17 protein-coding genes and 1 pseudogene are annotated in these 18,015 nt (G+C 35.1%); 4 read left to right on the top strand and 14 right to left on the bottom strand.

Going from position 1 to position 18,015, the window contains the following annotated elements:
- Positions 1 to 6 precede the first annotated feature (6 nt).
- Together C1726_RS25565 and C1726_RS25570 are read right to left on the bottom strand one after the other, a co-directional pair.
- Entirely contained in the window at positions 7 to 1,119 is a 1,113-nt protein-coding gene (locus tag C1726_RS25565) for a glycosyltransferase family 4 protein (protein WP_235822854.1), read from the bottom strand.
- A 373-nt stretch (positions 1,120 to 1,492) separates the two neighbouring features.
- Positions 1,493 to 2,215, bottom strand: coding sequence for an FkbM family methyltransferase (locus C1726_RS25570; protein WP_102275729.1), 723 nt, complete (start codon positions 2,213 to 2,215; stop codon positions 1,493 to 1,495).
- A gap of 385 nt (positions 2,216 to 2,600) precedes the next feature.
- Here C1726_RS25570 and C1726_RS25575 point away from each other — a divergent pair, with 385 nt between their 5' ends.
- Complete coding sequence (locus C1726_RS25575) at positions 2,601 to 3,203, top strand: class I SAM-dependent methyltransferase (RefSeq protein WP_102275730.1); 603 nt, start codon at positions 2,601 to 2,603, stop codon at positions 3,201 to 3,203.
- Between the two features lie 241 nt (positions 3,204 to 3,444).
- Positions 3,445 to 4,992 (top strand): glycosyltransferase, encoded by a 1,548-nt coding sequence (locus tag C1726_RS25580; protein ID WP_102275731.1) that lies wholly within the window; start codon positions 3,445 to 3,447, stop codon positions 4,990 to 4,992.
- Positions 4,993 to 5,347: 355 nt separating this feature from the next.
- Here the strand turns inward: C1726_RS25580 and C1726_RS25585 are convergent, their stop codons facing one another.
- From C1726_RS25585 to manA, 6 genes are all read right to left on the bottom strand, one after another.
- Positions 5,348 to 5,947, bottom strand: coding sequence for a class I SAM-dependent methyltransferase (locus C1726_RS25585; RefSeq protein ID WP_102275732.1), 600 nt, complete (start codon positions 5,945 to 5,947; stop codon positions 5,348 to 5,350).
- 100 nt (positions 5,948 to 6,047) lie between these two features.
- Positions 6,048 to 6,905: a glycosyltransferase gene (locus C1726_RS25590; RefSeq protein ID WP_102275733.1), complete on the bottom strand. Its 858-nt coding sequence runs from the start codon at positions 6,903 to 6,905 to the stop codon at positions 6,048 to 6,050.
- A gap of 114 nt (positions 6,906 to 7,019) precedes the next feature.
- Positions 7,020 to 7,988, bottom strand: a complete 969-nt coding sequence (gene gmd, locus C1726_RS25595; protein ID WP_102275734.1) for a GDP-mannose 4,6-dehydratase — start codon at positions 7,986 to 7,988, stop codon at positions 7,020 to 7,022.
- 60 nt (positions 7,989 to 8,048) lie between these two features.
- Positions 8,049 to 9,086, bottom strand: a complete 1,038-nt coding sequence (locus C1726_RS25600) for a mannose-1-phosphate guanylyltransferase (RefSeq protein ID WP_102275735.1) — start codon at positions 9,084 to 9,086, stop codon at positions 8,049 to 8,051.
- 141 nt (positions 9,087 to 9,227) lie between these two features.
- The gene (locus C1726_RS25605) at positions 9,228 to 10,337 is read right to left on the bottom strand and encodes a glycosyltransferase family 4 protein (RefSeq protein WP_102275945.1); all 1,110 of its coding nucleotides are present in this window, start codon (positions 10,335 to 10,337) and stop codon (positions 9,228 to 9,230) included.
- A gap of 32 nt (positions 10,338 to 10,369) precedes the next feature.
- Positions 10,370 to 11,320, bottom strand: coding sequence for a mannose-6-phosphate isomerase, class I (gene manA, locus C1726_RS25610; protein WP_102275736.1), 951 nt, complete (start codon positions 11,318 to 11,320; stop codon positions 10,370 to 10,372).
- Positions 11,321 to 11,670: 350 nt separating this feature from the next.
- On the opposite strand from manA, the gene C1726_RS25615 reads away from it, so the two are divergent.
- The gene (locus tag C1726_RS25615; protein ID WP_102275737.1) at positions 11,671 to 12,486 is read left to right on the top strand and encodes an FkbM family methyltransferase; all 816 of its coding nucleotides are present in this window, start codon (positions 11,671 to 11,673) and stop codon (positions 12,484 to 12,486) included.
- Positions 12,487 to 12,628: 142 nt separating this feature from the next.
- Here the strand turns inward: C1726_RS25615 and C1726_RS25620 are convergent, their stop codons facing one another.
- The 6 genes from C1726_RS25620 to C1726_RS25645 all read right to left on the bottom strand — a co-directional run bounded on the left by C1726_RS25620 (position 12,629) and on the right by C1726_RS25645 (position 16,992).
- Positions 12,629 to 12,895, bottom strand: a complete 267-nt coding sequence (locus C1726_RS25620; RefSeq protein ID WP_216629082.1) for a hypothetical protein — start codon at positions 12,893 to 12,895, stop codon at positions 12,629 to 12,631.
- 197 nt (positions 12,896 to 13,092) lie between these two features.
- Positions 13,093 to 13,752 (bottom strand): exosporium glycoprotein BclB-related protein, encoded by a 660-nt coding sequence (locus tag C1726_RS25625; RefSeq protein WP_322091014.1) that lies wholly within the window; start codon positions 13,750 to 13,752, stop codon positions 13,093 to 13,095.
- A 241-nt stretch (positions 13,753 to 13,993) separates the two neighbouring features.
- The gene (locus C1726_RS25630) at positions 13,994 to 14,452 is read right to left on the bottom strand and encodes a dTDP-4-dehydrorhamnose 3,5-epimerase family protein (RefSeq protein ID WP_102275739.1); all 459 of its coding nucleotides are present in this window, start codon (positions 14,450 to 14,452) and stop codon (positions 13,994 to 13,996) included.
- On the bottom strand, positions 14,449 to 15,291 hold the full coding sequence (gene rfbD, locus C1726_RS25635; RefSeq protein ID WP_102275740.1) for a dTDP-4-dehydrorhamnose reductase: 843 nt from the start codon (positions 15,289 to 15,291) through the stop codon (positions 14,449 to 14,451). Before rfbD ends, C1726_RS25630 begins: the two co-directional genes overlap by 4 nt.
- A gap of 4 nt (positions 15,292 to 15,295) precedes the next feature.
- Complete coding sequence (gene rfbB / locus C1726_RS25640) at positions 15,296 to 16,255, bottom strand: dTDP-glucose 4,6-dehydratase (RefSeq protein WP_102275741.1); 960 nt, start codon at positions 16,253 to 16,255, stop codon at positions 15,296 to 15,298.
- Positions 16,252 to 16,992, bottom strand: a complete 741-nt coding sequence (locus C1726_RS25645; protein WP_102275742.1) for a sugar phosphate nucleotidyltransferase — start codon at positions 16,990 to 16,992, stop codon at positions 16,252 to 16,254. Before C1726_RS25645 ends, rfbB begins: the two co-directional genes overlap by 4 nt.
- A 428-nt stretch (positions 16,993 to 17,420) precedes the next feature.
- On the opposite strand from C1726_RS25645, the pseudogene C1726_RS25650 reads away from it, so the two are divergent.
- A pseudogene (locus C1726_RS25650) lies at positions 17,421 to 18,015 on the top strand (hypothetical protein); the annotation flags it as partial.

The raw sequence follows: 18,015 nt of genomic DNA on the forward strand, positions 1-18,015 counted from the left end.
AAATGATTAAATAATTATTTCTCGAAACCTGTCCATCATTCTTTCAGCACTTTTAGACCATGTGTAGCTATTTAACACGGTATCTCTCGCAAGCTGTCCCTTATATCCAGCTTCATTTTGATTCATATAGACATGTCTCATTAAAGACCTTAAGTGGTCTTTATTTGGCTCTGCCCATGAAAGATCGGTATTTAGCTTTTGATAGCCTTTTACATCGATAAGATAGCCATTAGTATGATTAATAAAATCAAGATGAGCTGACCAATTAGTAGTAATGACAGGAAGACCTGTTGCCATCGCTTCCATCACTGTCATGCTCCACCCTTCTCCGCGAGTAGGCAGAACATAGCAATTCACACTGTTATATAACTGTGCTAATCTCTCTTCACTCCAATCATCGGTTGTAGAAAGAAATATAATTGAATCTCTTTTTCTACCTGCTATTTGGTGAACAAATTGATTTACCCTCTCCTGCTGCTGACGAATCTCTTCTTGGCTGCTTGCGCGGATTTTGATGATTAAGCTAACATCCTCTTCTTCCCTAAACTCTTCAGCAAATGCCTGCAGCAGTACATCGTATCCTTTGCGTGCATCCCACCCAGATGAACTCATAATTAAAAAGGAAAAGCTGCGTTTACCGTTAATATATAAAGGTGGAGCACCTGGCCGATAGGTGTTCGTGTCGACTCCCAAAGGCATTACTTTAAGCTTGTGAGGCTGAACCCCGCTTTGAATAAAGGTATGATAATTAAAGGTTGATGGAACCCAGATTTCATCCATTTGATTGCATGCATGGGTCCAATCCACTGGGATTCTATTACACTCAAACATTGTCAAACCAATACTAAAGTGATTTGGATCTTTTGTTAAATAACTTGGAATAAAGTTATACAAAACAAGATGGTTCTCCAGTAAAGGTCGATGGGAAAGACTTTTTAACAATGTCACTTCGGCTGGATCCATGGACACCGGCTCCCTCTCATTTACACAAGGTGTAAACCGAATATTTGCCCCTTGTTTCACCATTTCCAATATTAATGACCGATTTAATTTTGCATAGCCAGTTGGCTGAAAGAAAGATCCATAGTTATGAATGTTTACTTGTTTATCGTTAAGCAAACACAATCACCTCCTAAAATCTTACTGTTTCTTTATATGTTATGTTATGCCTAGGACAAGCGGAACAAGGTCACTTGCCTTTTTTCCTATATTTAAATTCCATATTCCCATAAGCATCCTGAATTTGATACTAAGCTTTTTCCTCTTCTATGCGAGTAGTCTGAGTCAGGTATTTAACTAATGTTGGTCTAAACGATTAAAATATATCTACTATTTCCTACTGCCAAGTCTGAAGCGGACTTTCACTATCAAGTTATCACCAATGCCGAGCGCACATAAAAAATCGGCAGAGTTGTCAAAAAAATTCACTCTACCGATTTCATCATTATTTAGTATAATAATTTATTTACTCAATAGTCTCAAATAATAAAATTTATATCTCTAAAAATGGTCCCTCTCCTGACTGGTGACCAATTTTTCCATTTTGTGATCCATGTTTAAATGAATTATATGCATCTTCAGGTGTTTTTTCCGGAAATCCTGATTGTTGTAAAAGATCATTTCGTATAAAAAATGCATTCACACCACTAAAATCTGTTCCAAGCAGAGAATAGCCCATTTGTTTTCCTAATTCAGTTAATGAGGTAAGACTCGCTCCAAAATAATCTGTACCATTCCAATTATGTGAAGGGTTATATACCATAACCCACTTTCTTGGAGGAGGATAAGCATAATTATACTCAATTACTACTACACGAGGTTTATAATTACTAAGTTCTTTCCAAATCCAATAATCATTCCCATCTATATCGATTGACAACAGATCAAATTCTGCTGGTACATTATTCTGATTGAATATTAAGTTAATATTTTCTACTGTTACTAAATTATAGGAAAAGAGAACTTTGTTTAATCCCCTGCTCTGATAGTTATTTACCAATCTTGCATAATAATCAGGGCTTCCTTCAATTAATAATCCTCCCCAATTTTTATACATTGAAAGATAGGAAGTGTTACATTCTAACCCTTCTTCAACTCCAAATTCTACAAAAAACTTATTAGTAGTGCCTATTCGATTAAATATTTCCTCGAGTATTCCATCTTCTCCATTTTGAGATTGAATTTTCTTTTCATAAAAATTAATATTTTCTACCATGTGTTAATGTCCATCCCTTCAGATGCAGCTCATAAGATTTTAGCTATTTAAAAATCTCTTGTTTACAAATGGTGTAACTGAATATTTGCCCTTGTTTAGTCATTTCAAATATTAATAAACGATTTCGCAAAAACTGTCACTACAAAGAAAGACCCAAAGTTATGAAAGTTACTCTGTTTATGGTTTTAGCAAACTCAATCATCCCCTAAAATCTTTCTGTATCTTTAAATGTTATGTTAGGTCTATGACAAGCGGAACAAGGTCAATTGCCTTTTTCGTCATACTTTTTAAACAATCATTTTTCTTATTTTTCCAGAATAGCTTGTTCCATTTAAATTTTTTCAGCATATTCTAAAACAATACATTATAGTGGGAGGATTAGTATATGAGTATTATAGAAAGAGATACTTTTTTTAAACTTTTTGGTAGGGGTACATTTTTTGGTGAGCCATCTATTTTCATGGGCTTTAATGATATCGAGCCAATCTTAGCATTTGTACAAACTTTTCATTTAAAAACGATCATTGAAATTGGCATTCAACGAGGAGCTACAGCAAAATGCATTTTAGATAATTGTCCTTCTGTAGAAAGATATATTGGAATAGACCTTACACCAGACTCTCAAACTACCTTGTCTATTCAACAAGGAGAGGTCCCGCAAATCGCTGGAGAATTAGTTAAAGATTATCACCAAGTCGAACTAATTTTAACACCAAATGGTACAAGAGATTTATCCCCTGGTCATCTTCCCGCTGCAGATTTAATTTTAATTGATGGAGACCATTCAGCAAATGGTGTTTTTTTAGATACCATTTTAGCGCGACAAACGATTCGAAAAGGCGGAATTATTTGCTGGCACGACTACGGAAATTCATTAGTACCGGATGTAACCAGGGTAATAGATGATTTGAATATAAAGGAAGGGAATCATATTTTTCTGATTGAAAATGGATTTTTATGTTTTCAAATTTGTAGAGAAGGAAGATAAATTAGGAAAAGTGGTTATTCTCCCCTACCAAAAGCTGGAAAAGTAAAGATTATATACCAGAGTACATTTTTTGTAAATAATTACAGTGAAATTTTTACAGTATTTCATTTTAACGGTCACTCATTTTCCGTAAAAGGCATAAATTAATTAGCAATTGAATATTCATCGTAAAAAATCCTAGTTGTGTCCTCATTTAGGAAAGTTATCTCCTATTCATTTAAATGCTCAGAGGTGATTAACATTGAACATTGCTTTTGATATGAGTTTTACCCAAACACATTCTAATATACGAGGAATAGGTCAATATAATAGAAATTTAATTGAAGCGATTCAACAGCTTGATAATAATAATTCTTATTATTTTTATTATCCATATTCACAAAGCACATATTTAAGGGACGATTTAGATTCTTTTTTAAACAAGAATTCAATTGATATTTTTCACATAACTAGTCCTTTTGATTTTATAGGAAATAATCATCCCCAAAAACGATGGTTTAAAAATACTAAAATTGTTGTAACTCTCTTTGACCTAATTCCGCTATTATTTCCTTCCATGTATCTTAGTGAAGCTACAGCACCAACATATTTCCAAACAATAGAATTTATTAAATCCTGTGATTTAATTTTGGCAATTTCTGAAACAACAAAAAACGATGCAGTTGCACATTCAAATTTTGATCCAACAAAAATAAAAGTTATAATGGGAGGGGTAGACGACAACTTTAAAGTTAAAGAGTCCATAGACTTAAAATTAATTTATTCAAAATATAAAATTGTACAACCTTACATCTTGTTTTCCGGTGGTGTTGAGTATAGGAAGAATCTCAGAAGATTTCTTAAAGCTTTTTCTGAATTATCCATTGCGGATCAATACCAAATAGTAATATTTAATTATCTTAGTCCCCAAGAAATAGAACAACTTTACAGTCTTTCTAAAGAATTAGATATAAATAGAAATATTGTCTTAACTGGATTTGTACCACTAAATGACCTAATTGAAATATATAATGGAGCAGATCTCTTTGTATTCCCTTCCCTTTACGAGGGATTAGGGCTCCCTGTACTAGAAGCAATGGCATGTGGAGTTCCAGTTTTAACTTCAAATACTTCCTCTCTAAATGAAATAGCAGGGAATGCTGCATATAAAATAAATCCTGAAAAAGTGGAAGAAATATCTCGTGGTTTGGAAACGATCTTGTTAAACAACGAATTAAAAACTTCACTGAGGCAAAAAGGCTTGAAACATGTTAAACAATATAATTGGGAGAATGTAGGGAAAGAAGTTTTAATAGCTTATCAGCAGATACCTGAGAAAAATGACGAAATATTTACTCCTTTTGATGATAAAGAGAAAAGAATTTTAGGATTCTTTACTCAACTATATAAGTTAAATAATGATCAATTCTTGCAACATTTATATATTGAGATATTAAATCGCGAACCAGATCAAATAGGATTTAATGTCCACCAAAAAAATTTAACACGAGGTGTTAAAAGAACTTTATTAATTTCTAGTTTTTTATTAAGCCCAGAGGCAAATAATATTTTTTCAAGAGTAGGTAATTACAATGAAACAATCGGATTAAGAATTACGAATTTATTAAACTATGATCATGAACATTTTATTCATAAATTATTCAATGAATTATTAAATAGAGAACCAAGTAATACTGAAAAAATAATTAATTACAATAAACTATTACGAGGAACTTCAAAAATACACCTTCTAATTGAACTCTTAAACAGCACCGAATTTCAAAAAATTATTAATCCAATGAAATTGTAAATTAAAAGCAGCAAAAATACCTTTTAAAAAAAATGTTTCATATATAGGCAACTTCCTCTACAGCCTCTCCAAATAGCATTTGCTGTTTTAAAGCGGCATACGCGGAAATCATGCATACTTACACATCAGATACTGATGTTTTTTTTTCTCGTTAAGCACAAATTTTAAAAGTTGAGCCAGAATACAATAAAAAAGGTATATCCCATAAAAAATGGGTACTATACCTTTTACTTAATTTGGAGTTTTCAATAGTCTCCTTCTTAAAGGAAGTTTTTTTGTACATTAGCAGGTCGTACATTCTATTTAGATGAAAGAGGCTTCATAAAAAGATTGACTGATTACACAAAAATAGATACTATCTTCCTTCTCTGCAAAATTGAAAGCATAAAAATCCATTTTCAATTAAACATATTTGATTACCTTCTGTTGCATTCAAATTATCTATTACTTCAGATACGTTAGGTACCAGTTGATTTCCGTAGTCATGCCAGCAAATAATTCCTCCATATCGAATAACCTGCCTAGCTAACTCTGTATCTAACATAACACCAGTTGAAGAATGATCACCATCAATAAAAATAATATCTGCAGTTGGGAGGTCAGACGATTTTAAATCCCGTGAACCATTAGGTTTAATAATTAGTTCAACCCTAGGATCATCCTTAACATATTCACCAGCTATCTGAGGCACTTCCTGTTGTTGAATGGATAAAGGAGTACTATAATCTGGTGTTACATCTATACCTATATATTTTTCTATCCATGGGCTATTGTCAAGAATACATTTAGCTGTTGCTCCACGTTGAATACCAATTTCAATTATTGTTTTAGGATGAAAAGTCCGTGAAAAAGCAATTAAAGGCTCAATATCATATCCAGTAAAACCAGGAAGTTCATCATCAATTGTACCACTACCGAAAATATTAAAAAATAATTCTCTATTTATAATATTCATTTTATTACAATTCCTCCAATTTAAGGTAAACCTTCATTATTTGGAACAAGCAGTCAAATTCGAAACTTTTTACGTTGCCAATCTTGTTTTCCTATTTATGCTATATTTTTAATCCATTCCAAAAGGACTGAGAAATTTTTTCCCAACTAAAATAATTTTTTACATATTCTTGTTCAGAAGGTAAAACTGGTTTATAAGGACCTTTAAAAACTTCCAATATTTTTTCAGCAAGTTCATCTTTATCGTCTAACTCTGGAATAAATGTTACTAAACCATCAAACCATCTCCGATATATAGGCGAGTCGAAACAAATCGGCCTTGCCCCACACAATAACCCTTCAATTACAGGTAACTCAAATCCTTCCGTTCTTCGTAATCCAGAGACATATTTTGCACGATTATATAGATGAACAAGCTCATTATCAGTTATGCCTTCTACTCTTCTTACACCACCAATTGTTTGAACTGGTTGCTTTAAATCATGAATTAAGTCTCCACCCATGTGGACGAGATTTCCATTATTTTTTGTGTTTGCCATTATTACAGAATCAATACCTTCCGAATATGCCACATAGCCAGTTGTTATTATATCAATATCTTTATTTATTCCTTCAATTCTTTTAAAAATGCTACTATCTACACCTAGTGGCGACAAAATAAAATTTCCTTCAAACCCTTCATTTTCTACTGGTAAAAACGAAAAAACCCATTTTGCATTTTTAAAGTATTCTGCAAGACCATCACGGATCCCACCATTGAAGATAATTGCATAAGGCTTACCAATATTTAGTTTAGATAATAAATCTGGATTTGAACCAACTAATTGTTCTATTATAAAATCTGCATCTTCTAGAGAATCTACCCATTTTATTTCCTTTGGAGCATATTGTTTGAAATACTTCTCAATTCGATGAAATGATCTGCTTAAAAATTTCATTGTATTAAAATATACTTTCATAGATTATTTTCGCCCCTTACAAATTTTCTAAAGAATTATTAAACCTTTCCTGGTAATAACTCTTTGCTCCAAATTAAGATAGAAAAATTGTATTTCTTTTGTAATCTCCCAAAATTAATCACTTGCTTTTTTGTATTTCTTAAGGTCGGTTTCAACCATAAGACGAACAAGCTCTTGGAAGCTTACTTGAGGTTCCCAGTCCAGTTTCTTTTTCGCTTTTGTTGGATTACCTAATAAAATATCTACCTCAGCTGGCCGCATAAATCGCGGGTCCTGAACGACATAATCATGCCAATTTAGTCCTACATATTCAAAAGCGACTTCAACTAATTCTTTAACAGTATGTGTCTCTCCCGTAGCTATTACAAAATCATCTGGCTCTGCTTGCTGCAGCATCAACCACATTGCTTTTACATAATCTCCAGCAAAACCCCAGTCTCGTTTGGCGTCTAAATTTCCTAAGAGGAGTTTTTCTTGAAGTCCAAGCTTAATTTTAGCAACAGCATCCGTCACTTTCCTCGTTACAAACTCAATTCCTCTGCGTGGAGATTCATGATTGAACAATATTCCAGAGCATGCATACATCCCATAGCTTTCACGATAATTTACCGTAATCCAATGACCATATACTTTCGCAACACCATAGGGACTGCGAGGATAAAAGGGGGTTTTTTCTGTTTGGGGAGTTTCCATCACTTTACCAAACATCTCACTGCTTGATGCTTGGTAAAAACGAGCATCTGGTTTTGCTAAACGAATTGCCTCAAGAATATTTGTTACACCTAATCCTGTAACCTCTCCAGTATAAATGGGCTGTCTCCAGGAATCTCCAACAAACGATTGAGCTGCCAAATTATAAACTTCGTCTGGCTGGATTGCTTGAACCGCTTCAGATAAAGAAGTCATATCACGAAGATCTCCTGAAAAAAATTCAATTTCGTTTTGAATATGCTTGATATTTTCAAAATTCGGTGTAGCCGTTCGCCTTTTGAGTCCGTATACTTTATAGCCCTTTTCCAATAAAAGTTCAGCAAGATACGAACCGTCTTGACCTGTAATTCCTGTAATCAGCGCTTTTTTCAATTTTCAGTCCTCCCTATTTTTAGCAATGTTATATAATATGAAGGAAATCTTTTTTTTCGATCAGTTATCATTAAATTTTTTCTTTGTAATGTTTTCTTTATTAAGTAATTTTTTGATCCTCTGTTCTTCAGATTTGTGACATACCAAAATTCCCTTTTCTGTTGAGGCGACTATAAGATCCTCTACACCAATAAGAAGGGTCTTTCGGTCAGAATATACGATGCAATTTTTTGATGAAGCTGCCATAACATCTCCGGTCTGGCAATTGTTATTATGATCAGATGAGTGGATACGGCCTAATGAAGTCCATGATCCTATGTCATCCCATTCAAAATTTACAGGGACAGTGAACACATTCTCCGCCTTCTCCAAAATCGCGTAATCAATGGACACCTTCGGTAATAAAGAATAGACTTCTTGTAACTTAGTTTGATTGGCATTGATGAGTTTCCACATCTCTGGTTGGTGCTTGTGAAAGTTAAAAGCTATTGTTGAAGGTTTCCAGATGAAAATGCCGCTGTTCCAAAAAACATTCTCATCCGAAATCAATACTTCCGCTTTTTTTATATCAGGCTTTTCGATAAATTCCTCTACTTGATAGGCGGATGAAAAAAATGGAGGATTTTTATTAGCTTTTATATAACCATAGCCCGTCTCAGGGCCAGTTGGGCGGATACCGAGAGTAACAATCGAATCATTTTGTTCAGCTACATTTTCAGCCAGTGTTAGCGCATGCTGGAAGACCTGGCTATTCCCTATATATTGGTCCGACGGAGCTATTACGAGGACTTCATCGTCCTTTTGATTTAGAAAATGCATAGCAGTTAAGGCAATACAAGGTGCTGTATCACGTTGATCAGGCTCTAAAATAATTTGACCCTCTTGCAGTTCGGGTAATTGCTTCAATACTAAAGACAAATACTTATCTGTTGTAACGACAAACACCTTTTCGGCGGGTAGCCAGTTTCTAAAACGCTGATAAGTCTCCTGGAGCATTGAATCATTGGAAATTAAGTTCAGAAACTGTTTAGGTTTGTCTTCAGAACTTAAAGGCCAAAACCGAGTACCCTGCCCTCCCGCCAAAATAATTGCTTTCATATTTTTCCACACCTTTTTTGTATTTTAATATCTAACTTGGAGTTTGAAGGGAATCCTTCACAGTCTAATCAATTTCCATTATATGAATCAAATAAGTGGCGGGAACTCGGTAAATATCTATTTTTACTGTATTTATTATATTTAGATTAATCCTAACTCTGTAAGTCGGGATTTATATTTCATACCAATGCTTATTGGTGAAAAATCTGACTTAATAGTTTTTTGGGCATTTAACCCAATTCTATTAGCGTATCCCCTATCATGAACTAGTTTTGTCATATAGTTAGCTGCATGAAAAATATTAGGCTCGGCCCATTCTTGATTTGCAAGATAGGGTCCATAATTTTTCTCTATTTTTTCTATAGTGAAATCTACTAAACAGGCATTATTTTCATTGATAAAATCAACATTTCCAGACCAATTAGTCGCGATGACTGGCTTTCCTAAGGACATTGCCTCAGCAATTGGCAAACCAAATCCCTCTGACCGATGAAGCGATACATAACTGTCCATTACATTCATCAAACCATTCAACTCTTGTCGGCTTAAAATATTGTCAATCACGCGTATATTTTCATATTCTGCAATTTTATATTTTAGCTTTGCTAATTCCTTTGAAAAATGGGCTGAATTATTTACTTTAAGAACCAAACCCACTTGACCATCATTCTTCTTAAAAGCTTTTTTGAATGCATCGATCACTCCATTTGGATTTTTCCTTGCTGATGTACTTTGAGTATCGTACATATTTAAGAATAAAAATCGACTTTCTGGTAATCCAAAATATTTACGATTCATGTTACTAGGATTTTCAACAAAGATTCCGTGTGGCATGATAACAACAGGTTTGTAGGTATTTTTAGAGATTGATTGAAAAGTAAATTGAGATGGAACCCAAATTTCATTTACTAAGTTAAAGCTTACATTCCAAAAAACAGGAAAATTCGGCAACTCCCAATGCCAATAGCCAATATTATACCGATTTCTAAACCATGCCCTTTTTAAGATATTTTTTTTGTAATAGTAGTACATTTGGTCAGCATTAATAAAGAAAATATTTGTATTATATAACGGTGCAGGTACTTCTTTATGTTTCCAAGTTAGATCATTTTGCCTGGAAGGAGAGTAAGGAAAATTTATGATACAAAAAGGAACACCAGCGGACTCCAATGCTTTTGCCGCTAAACGGCATGCTTCCCCTAATCCAAATTCAGCCCTGGCATATCCAATTAAATTAACACCTTTCTTCATGAGGTGTTTATTCATTTTTCTCCTCCTCTCTGTTACGTTTTTGGATGGGATACGATTGTTTCAAAATCACCTTTAAACGTAATCACTCCTATTTGTGCGGGCAAAATAAAATGATCACCTTTCTGAATCGTGTATGTTTCCCCGTTTGCTGTTAACATTCCAGTGCCATTAATCAAACTTACTAATTGAAACGGCTGGTCTTGTACCATTTTAAATTCTTCATGAATTTCCCATTTATATACAGAGAATTCTCTAGTCTGAATATATGTGATAATCGAATTTTTACCTTGTTTTTTAACTATAGGCTTTATTTTATTTTCAATACTTGGCACGTGTATAACCTCAAGAGCTTTTTCTAAATGTAGATCTCTCTTTTTTCCATTACGATCCTTTCTATCATAGTCATATACCCGATAAGTAATATCAGAGCTTTGCTGTGTTTCCAATACTAAAATTCCCTCACACAAAGCATGAATGGTTCCAGAAGGCACATAAAAAAAATCTCCAGGTTTTACAGTCATTCGATTCAGCAATTGGTCCCATTGACCTTTTTTAACCCCCTCAGCTAATTCTTTTTTCGAATTAGCGAAATGTCCAAGAATGAGTTCGGCATTTTCCTTGCAATCAATAATGTACCAGCATTCTGCTTTTCCAAGCTCCCCATTTACATACTTTGTTGCATATTCATCATCAGGGTGTACTTGGACCGACAAATCTGCATTTGCATCAAGGATCTTAGTAAGGAGCGGAAAGACGGGGGACGGATAATTCCCAAACAATTCACGATTATTTATCCAAAGATCACTAAGAGTTCTCCCTTTATACGTTCCAGCTTTCACAATGCTTTCACCATTTGGATGACCAGAAATTGCCCAGCACTCACCTGTTTTTTTGGAAGGAATTTGATAGCCAAATCGATCGTATAAAGCAGTACCTCCCCATATCCTATCTTTAAAAATAGGTTCTAAAAATAAAGGTTGTATTTTAAATACCTCCTTTAATTTAAATATTTTATTATGGTATAAGACTTATTGTTTCTAAGGAAAACATAATATTGAGGTATTATATGGGAATGAATCTTGGAAGGTATAGGTAAATGCCTAGTAAGCAATAAAACTACTTTTCAATTGGGCTAAAACTCAAAAATGGACCTGGCACAATTTTGCCCGGTCCATTTTTTTGAATATGAGAATAAAATTTTATTACCGAATTATGATAAATGCCCAAATATACAAATTTTATTAAATATTGGCATCTGAACTATGTTCATGTAATTTATTTTTGAATACTATATAAATTATCTTTTGATAAAAAAAAACAGGAGGTTTGTTAAGTGAACCCTTTTGTATTAGCTAACGTTATATTCAATAATACACCTTTTTGGTTCTATACTCATATAAAAGATCAAATTATTGGTGAAAGTTTAAGGCAAGGAATAGTTTTCGAGGAGCAAGAATTGAAATACTTAAATTCTGTTGTTAAGCCAGGTTCCAATGTTCTTGACGCAGGTGCAAATATTGGTTTAATGTCAATTCCATTAGCAAAATTAGAACCATCTGCTACATTTTTTTGTTTTGAACCTGATCCATTAAATTATGCACTATTAAATCTTAACATTGTTATTAATCAAGTAGAAAATATTCACACTTTTAATTATGCTTTGGGTAATGAGCAAAAATTTATTTCATTCTATAAGAATAACGGAAATTTCGGAGACCATAGAATTTCAAAACCGCTAAATAATGATTTTGATTCTGGAAATTTTAGCACTTTTTCAAATCAAGTGTTAATGGTAGACATCGTTGATTTTTTAAACAAGTGCTTGGGTGAAAAAGCACCAAAATATTTTGATGTTATAAAAATAGATACACAAGGAGCTGACATTGAAATTCTTAATTCTTGTCTTCCTTTAATTGAAGCCCATACCATAGTCGTAATGGAATACAGTCCTTTTCATTTACTAAGAAATGGAACCACAAAGGAAGATATAAACAGAACACTTGATTATTTTCCAAGTATCGGGATTATAAATCGAAATGTTGAAAATTTGGGCATCATTCATACAAATATTGAAAAAATAGTAAATGATTTTGACACACTCTCTCCAACACTTCATTACTATGATATTACTCTTAAAGGGAAAAAATAGTCATAGTAAAGATTGATTTTAGTGTTAGTATGTCCTATTTAAATAGAAATGCCTAAATCCTTATTGTCGTAAAGACTAAAAGGATTTAAGCATTTTTTTAATACAAAGATATACATAGAACAGTTATGTGAGAATCATTATATCAATCATTTAATTCAATATTTACTTCCTTTTTATAACAGCAAAACTTAAACTTCCCGCCTTTTCCGCATGGGCAAGGGTCGTATAATTTATCTTTCATTTTAAATTTTAACGCTTTTTTTAGCTGTGAAATGTCAACATATGGTTTTATTTTAATGATGGAAAGTATCCCATAATCATTACATATTTTTGCAACCTGAGCGAGCTGAAGGTCATTTACAACATAACAGACAATTTGCCTTTCTTTAGGTGGGTTTCTGTTTGCCATTTTACATCCCTCCCTCTAATGGTTCCCCTCCTCATTCTTCTAAGTTCCTTTTTTCTGGAAAATCTTTTCTTCATCAAATATATTCATCCTCTGCTCTTTTTATTTATGCTTAAGCAGTTTTTTTTTGCTCAAAGGAATTATTAAAAAAATCCGTAGATAAGCATCTACGGAAAATGAAAAAACTTGATAAAACAGAGTTAATTAATAGCAACCCCCGCACTTGCATATCCAGCAAGAGCTGCAGCAATAGGTATACCGCCAGTTTCTTCTGCACTGAATACCATTAATAAGCGCTCTCCTTGTACAACTGGAATAGCAAGACCAGGAGTATTCCCTGTACTAGTAAATCCAAGACCGATTACACCGGTAAGAGTTGGAGCTAAAGTAACTATGGCACCAGGAATTGGATTAAAAATATTGCTATCAGGGGCAGCGGATCGATATAATTGAGCTCTAATCGTTACTGTAGAAGTTAAAAGGTTAACAAGTAATGTAGTACTAAAAAATGCTGACATAGATGTAATGATCCCAGCGCGTGGCACGGAAAATGCAAAGTTCAGAAGTGTTCCAGCAGCACCTGTAAGATCAATTGGACCTCCCAAAACACTTAGTATTGGACCTGAAGATCCAAACCCAATTAAGCCTTGAGTGGCAGCTACACCGCCTAGAACCGTAGATAGGGCAACAGGAATACCTGATGCAAATGGGATAATTGCGCCAGCACCAGGAATACCTGGTGCTCCTGGTAATCCAGCTGGTCCTGGCGCTCCAGCTGGCCCCGGAGGTCCAGGTGGTCCTTGCATTCCGCGTAACCCTCTTGCTCCTCCATTTCCTATTGCTCCTGGCAGTTTTTGCATACTACAAACACAGGGATTACAAAAACAGCTACAATTGTTTGTATAATAATTTGACATACATTCACATCCTTTCATGAGGTATTAAATTATATTCATTTTATTTATTATTTCTTGTATGCTTGTCCCGTATTTTTTAAAATTGTTACAGTTTTTCTAAGACAGAAAAACACTAAAAAAGTCAGCCAAAGGTGATTAATGACCTAAAATTATCACCATTGACTGACTTAGCTTTAATTAATTTTTATCGAAATTTCGTGTTCCAGTTAAAGCCGATGGATGGATCATTCCACTCAATTCTTTTCTCATCAGGGTTTTTGTGATCGTAAGATTCTGTTGTAAAGTAAATTATGGTTGCAGGCTTTTCGCCTAAAACCCGGTAACCATGTGCGACTCCTTTAGGGATGAGGAGTATGATTGGATTTTCTTCTCCTAAATAATAAACATCTGTTTTTCCTTTAGTAGACGAGCTATCTCTTAAATCGTGTAGAACAACTTGGGCATTTCCTGAAGGAAAGAACCATAAATCATCTTGCTTTTCGTGAAAGTGAAAAGCTTTAATGACCCCTGGATAGCTCATCGACCAGGAGGCCTGACCGAAGCCCGATAATAAATCAGGTTCATCATCACGAACAAGCTCTGCAAAAAATCCCCTATCATCACAATGTTTGACAAGCTTTTTTATCTTCACCCCTTCTATCAATGACAAGTCTCCCTTCGAATAAATTCTTTTAGTGCTTCTTTCCATGGTCTAGGAATCGCAATTTTTTCTCTCAATAAAGCTTGATGACTGAATACTGAAAATTGCGGCCTTGGGGCAAGAGCTTTATATTCGCCTGTTGTGATAGGAAGAACGAAGTCACTGTTCACCCCTGCTTCTTCAAAAATAGCTCTTGCAAATTCATGCCATGTACATGATCCAGAATTGCTTATGTGGTAAATTCCATTTTTTTTATGGATTAATTGTAGAATCACTTCAGTGAGATCATTCACATAGGTTGGCGATCCAACCTGATCATTAACAACTTTAATTTCCTTCCCAATCTTTGAAAGGTTTAACATTGTCTTGACAAAATTATTCCCCCCATGTCCATAGAGCCAGGATGTGCGAATAATTGTTGTATTTTGGCATTGAAGTACTAATCGCTCGCCCATCCACTTGCTCAAACCATAAATGGATTGAGGGTTCGGCTCATCTTCCTCGGTATAAGGCTGGTTTTTCTTTCCATCGAATACATAATCTGAACTAATATAAAACATACGAGCCTGAATTTTATTAGCTGCCTGTGCGATATATTGTGTTCCGAGTGCATTTACTTCCATTGCTTTTTTTGGCTCAATTTCGCATTGATCTACAGCTGTAAAAGCAGCAGCATGAATGATTAATTGCGGTTTATAATGAGATATTACGTGATCAACTTGATTTTTGTTTGTAATATCTAAATCTTTTTTTCCTAGACAAATGACTGTATAGGATGGACATAATTGTTTCTCTAATTCCTTTCCTAATTGTCCATGAGCTCCAGTTATTAAAATATCCAATAGATCACCTGCTATCGTTCTCCTGTTTTTTGTACCAAGCTATTGTTCTATCTATTCCTTCGGAGAAAGAGACGAGTGGCTTCCATCCTAACTTACTTGCTATCTTCCCAGAATCCATTGAATATCTTCGGTCATGGCCTTTCCGATCTTCAATAAAATGGAGGAGATGATCGCTTTTCTTCAGCTTTTTTAGGATGAGTTGAATCACTTCTAAATTTGTTTTTTCTTCATTTCCTCCAATGTTGTAAACTTCTCCAGGAACACCATTTTCTAGTACCAATTTTATTGCACGGCAGTGGTCCTCTACATAAACCCAGTCACGGATGTTTAACCCATCGCCATACACAGGGATATCGATGTTTTTTAGTGCGTTTGAAATAACTTTAGGAATAAATTTCTCTGTATTTTGAATGGGACCATAATTATTGCTGCAGCGTGTGATGATTAATGGAAGCTGATGTGTTTTAAAGTAGGATCTAACAAGCAAATCTGCGCCTGCTTTCGTGGCCGAATAAGGATTATTAGGTGCAAGTGGAGTCTCTTCTGTAAATGGAGGATCAGTTGATCGAAGAGAACCATATACTTCATCAGTTGAAATTTGAATCATTTTCATTGCTTTTCCGTTTAAAACTGCTTGTAAAAGGTTAAATGTGCCATGAATATTCGTACGAATAAAAGGTGCCGCGTCCATAATACTGCGATCCACATGTGATTCAGCAGCAAAGTTAATGATCGCTGCATATTTTTGATCAAATATAGCATCCAGATCTTGCTCGTTGCCAATATCACGATGGAGGAACCGATATTGACTCGATTTCTCAAATCGTTTAATGGCTTCCATATTACTGGCATAGGTCAGAGAATCAACATTAGTAATATAGTAATTAGAATGCTCCAGCAAGTAAGAAGTATAATTCGCCCCAATAAAGCCAGCTCCGCCGGTGATTAGGAGATGGTTGTTCATAAATCGTTCTCCCCAATCGGGTTAGTGTTTACATATTGATAAGCTTTAAAAAGTGAATCATGTGTTCCTGCATCAATCCACCAGCCTTTTAAAATATCGTATTCAAGTTGGTTATTTTTAATGTACATATTGTTCACGTCTGTAATTTCTAGTTCATTTCTATCGGAGGGCCGAATGGCATTAATGTACCGAAACACTTCATGATCATACATATAAATTCCCGTTACACAAAAGGAAGAAGGTGGATGAACAGGTTTTTCAATTATAGAGAGAATTAACTTTTTTCGCAGATCAATCTGTGGCACCCCATATCGGCTAGGATCCATGACTTCTTTAAGAAGGACTCTTGCACCTTTCTCCTGTTCTTTAAATCTATGAACATATGGAGCTATTGAATCCTCAAAAATATTATCGCCAAGAATAACAATAAATTTTTCTTTATTTATATAATGGCGTGCACCTAATAGAGCATCTGCAATCCCCCCACCTACATTAGGTTGAATTTGATATTGAAGCTCTACATTCAGGTTTTCCCCGTAACCTAATATTTCAATAAAGGAAGGAATATCTTTAGGATTGGTTATTATTAGAATTTCGTCGATCCCTGCTTCCCTTAATTTAAGAATGGGCCAATAAATCATTGGATACTTGCCAACAGGCAACAGATGTTTATTGAATACTTGAGTAAATGGTTTCAAACGAGAACCAGAGCCGCCAGCAAGAATAACCCCTTTCAATGGTATAACACTCCTTTCATAGCATGTTAAGGTTCAAAACCTCATAAAAACTATGTCGTGCAATAAAGCAATATCCAAATATAATATGACAGTTCCATTCTTTTTGATCATTATCAAAAAGCAGATTAAACTAGCGTTGTATCAATTGAATGTCATGTTTAAATGCTCCAAGAATCTCCATAAACATTTGAACTGAGTAAAGAAAAACTGCTTTATCTGCAAATGCATTGTGTTTTTTTGCTTTCTAAATTAACTTTATGCTGATCAAATTTTGATGATACAATCCTTCAAAATGGCAATAGGAAAAACTCTTCCGCTTTTCTGCGAACCACAACTTCATTTTGATAATAAAATATTTAATAGCCATCTCCTGTAATTACTTATGAAGTTCACAAATAAATAGTTAATTTAATGAAAGGAGTCAAGTTTTGAAGCATAAAAAATTTCATCAGTCCTGCTGTCCACTTTACCCGATTCCAAAACCTCCAAAGCAAAGAATTATCGGTCCACCTGGACCAAGAGGACCTACTGGAGATTTCGGACCTGTTGGACCCACTGGACCTACTGGCGCTATGGGACTTACCGGGGCTACGGGGACTACTGGACCTATGGGGACTACCGGCGCTTCGGGATCCACTGGCGCTACGGGACTTGCCGGGGCTACGGGGACTACTGGACCTACGGGGGCTACTGGATTTACTGGCGTTACTGGACCTACGGGCGCTTCGGGAACTACCGGCGTTACTGGACCTACGGGCGCTTCGGGAACTACCGGAACTACGGGAGCCAGCGGGGCTACAGGACTCACCGGCGCTACAGGACCTTCTGGATCTACGGGACCTACCGGATCTACGGGGACTACTGGGGCTACTGGCGCTTCGGGACTTACCGGCGCTTCGGGGACTACTGGGGCTACGGGACCTACTGGATCTACGGGATCCACCGGCGCTTCGGGACCTACCGGGGCTACAGGACCTTCTGGTGCTACGGGACTTACCGGCGCTTCGGGGACTACTGGATCTA

It is taken from the genome of Cytobacillus massiliigabonensis, assembly GCF_900199725.1.
Taxonomy (GTDB): domain Bacteria; phylum Bacillota; class Bacilli; order Bacillales; family Cytobacillaceae; genus Cytobacillus; species Cytobacillus massiliigabonensis.

Bases quoted from the DNA above. Each gene is read 5' to 3' on its own strand.
- C1726_RS25570 (WP_102275729.1), bottom strand. From the start codon at position 2,215: ATGGTAGAAAATATTAATTTTTATGAAAAGAAAATTCAATCTCAAAAT.
- C1726_RS25575 (WP_102275730.1), top strand. From the start codon at position 2,601: ATGAGTATTATAGAAAGAGATACTTTTTTTAAACTTTTTGGTAGGGGT.
- C1726_RS25585 (WP_102275732.1), bottom strand. From the start codon at position 5,947: ATGAATATTATAAATAGAGAATTATTTTTTAATATTTTCGGTAGTGGT.
- C1726_RS25590 (WP_102275733.1), bottom strand. From the start codon at position 6,905: ATGAAAGTATATTTTAATACAATGAAATTTTTAAGCAGATCATTTCAT.
- C1726_RS25600 (WP_102275735.1), bottom strand. From the start codon at position 9,086: ATGAAAGCAATTATTTTGGCGGGAGGGCAGGGTACTCGGTTTTGGCCT.
- C1726_RS25605 (WP_102275945.1), bottom strand. From the start codon at position 10,337: ATGAAGAAAGGTGTTAATTTAATTGGATATGCCAGGGCTGAATTTGGA.
- C1726_RS25620 (WP_216629082.1), bottom strand. From the start codon at position 12,895: ATGGCAAACAGAAACCCACCTAAAGAAAGGCAAATTGTCTGTTATGTT.
- C1726_RS25625 (WP_322091014.1), bottom strand. From the start codon at position 13,752: ATGCAAAAACTGCCAGGAGCAATAGGAAATGGAGGAGCAAGAGGGTTA.
- rfbB (WP_102275741.1), bottom strand. From the start codon at position 16,255: ATGAACAACCATCTCCTAATCACCGGCGGAGCTGGCTTTATTGGGGCG.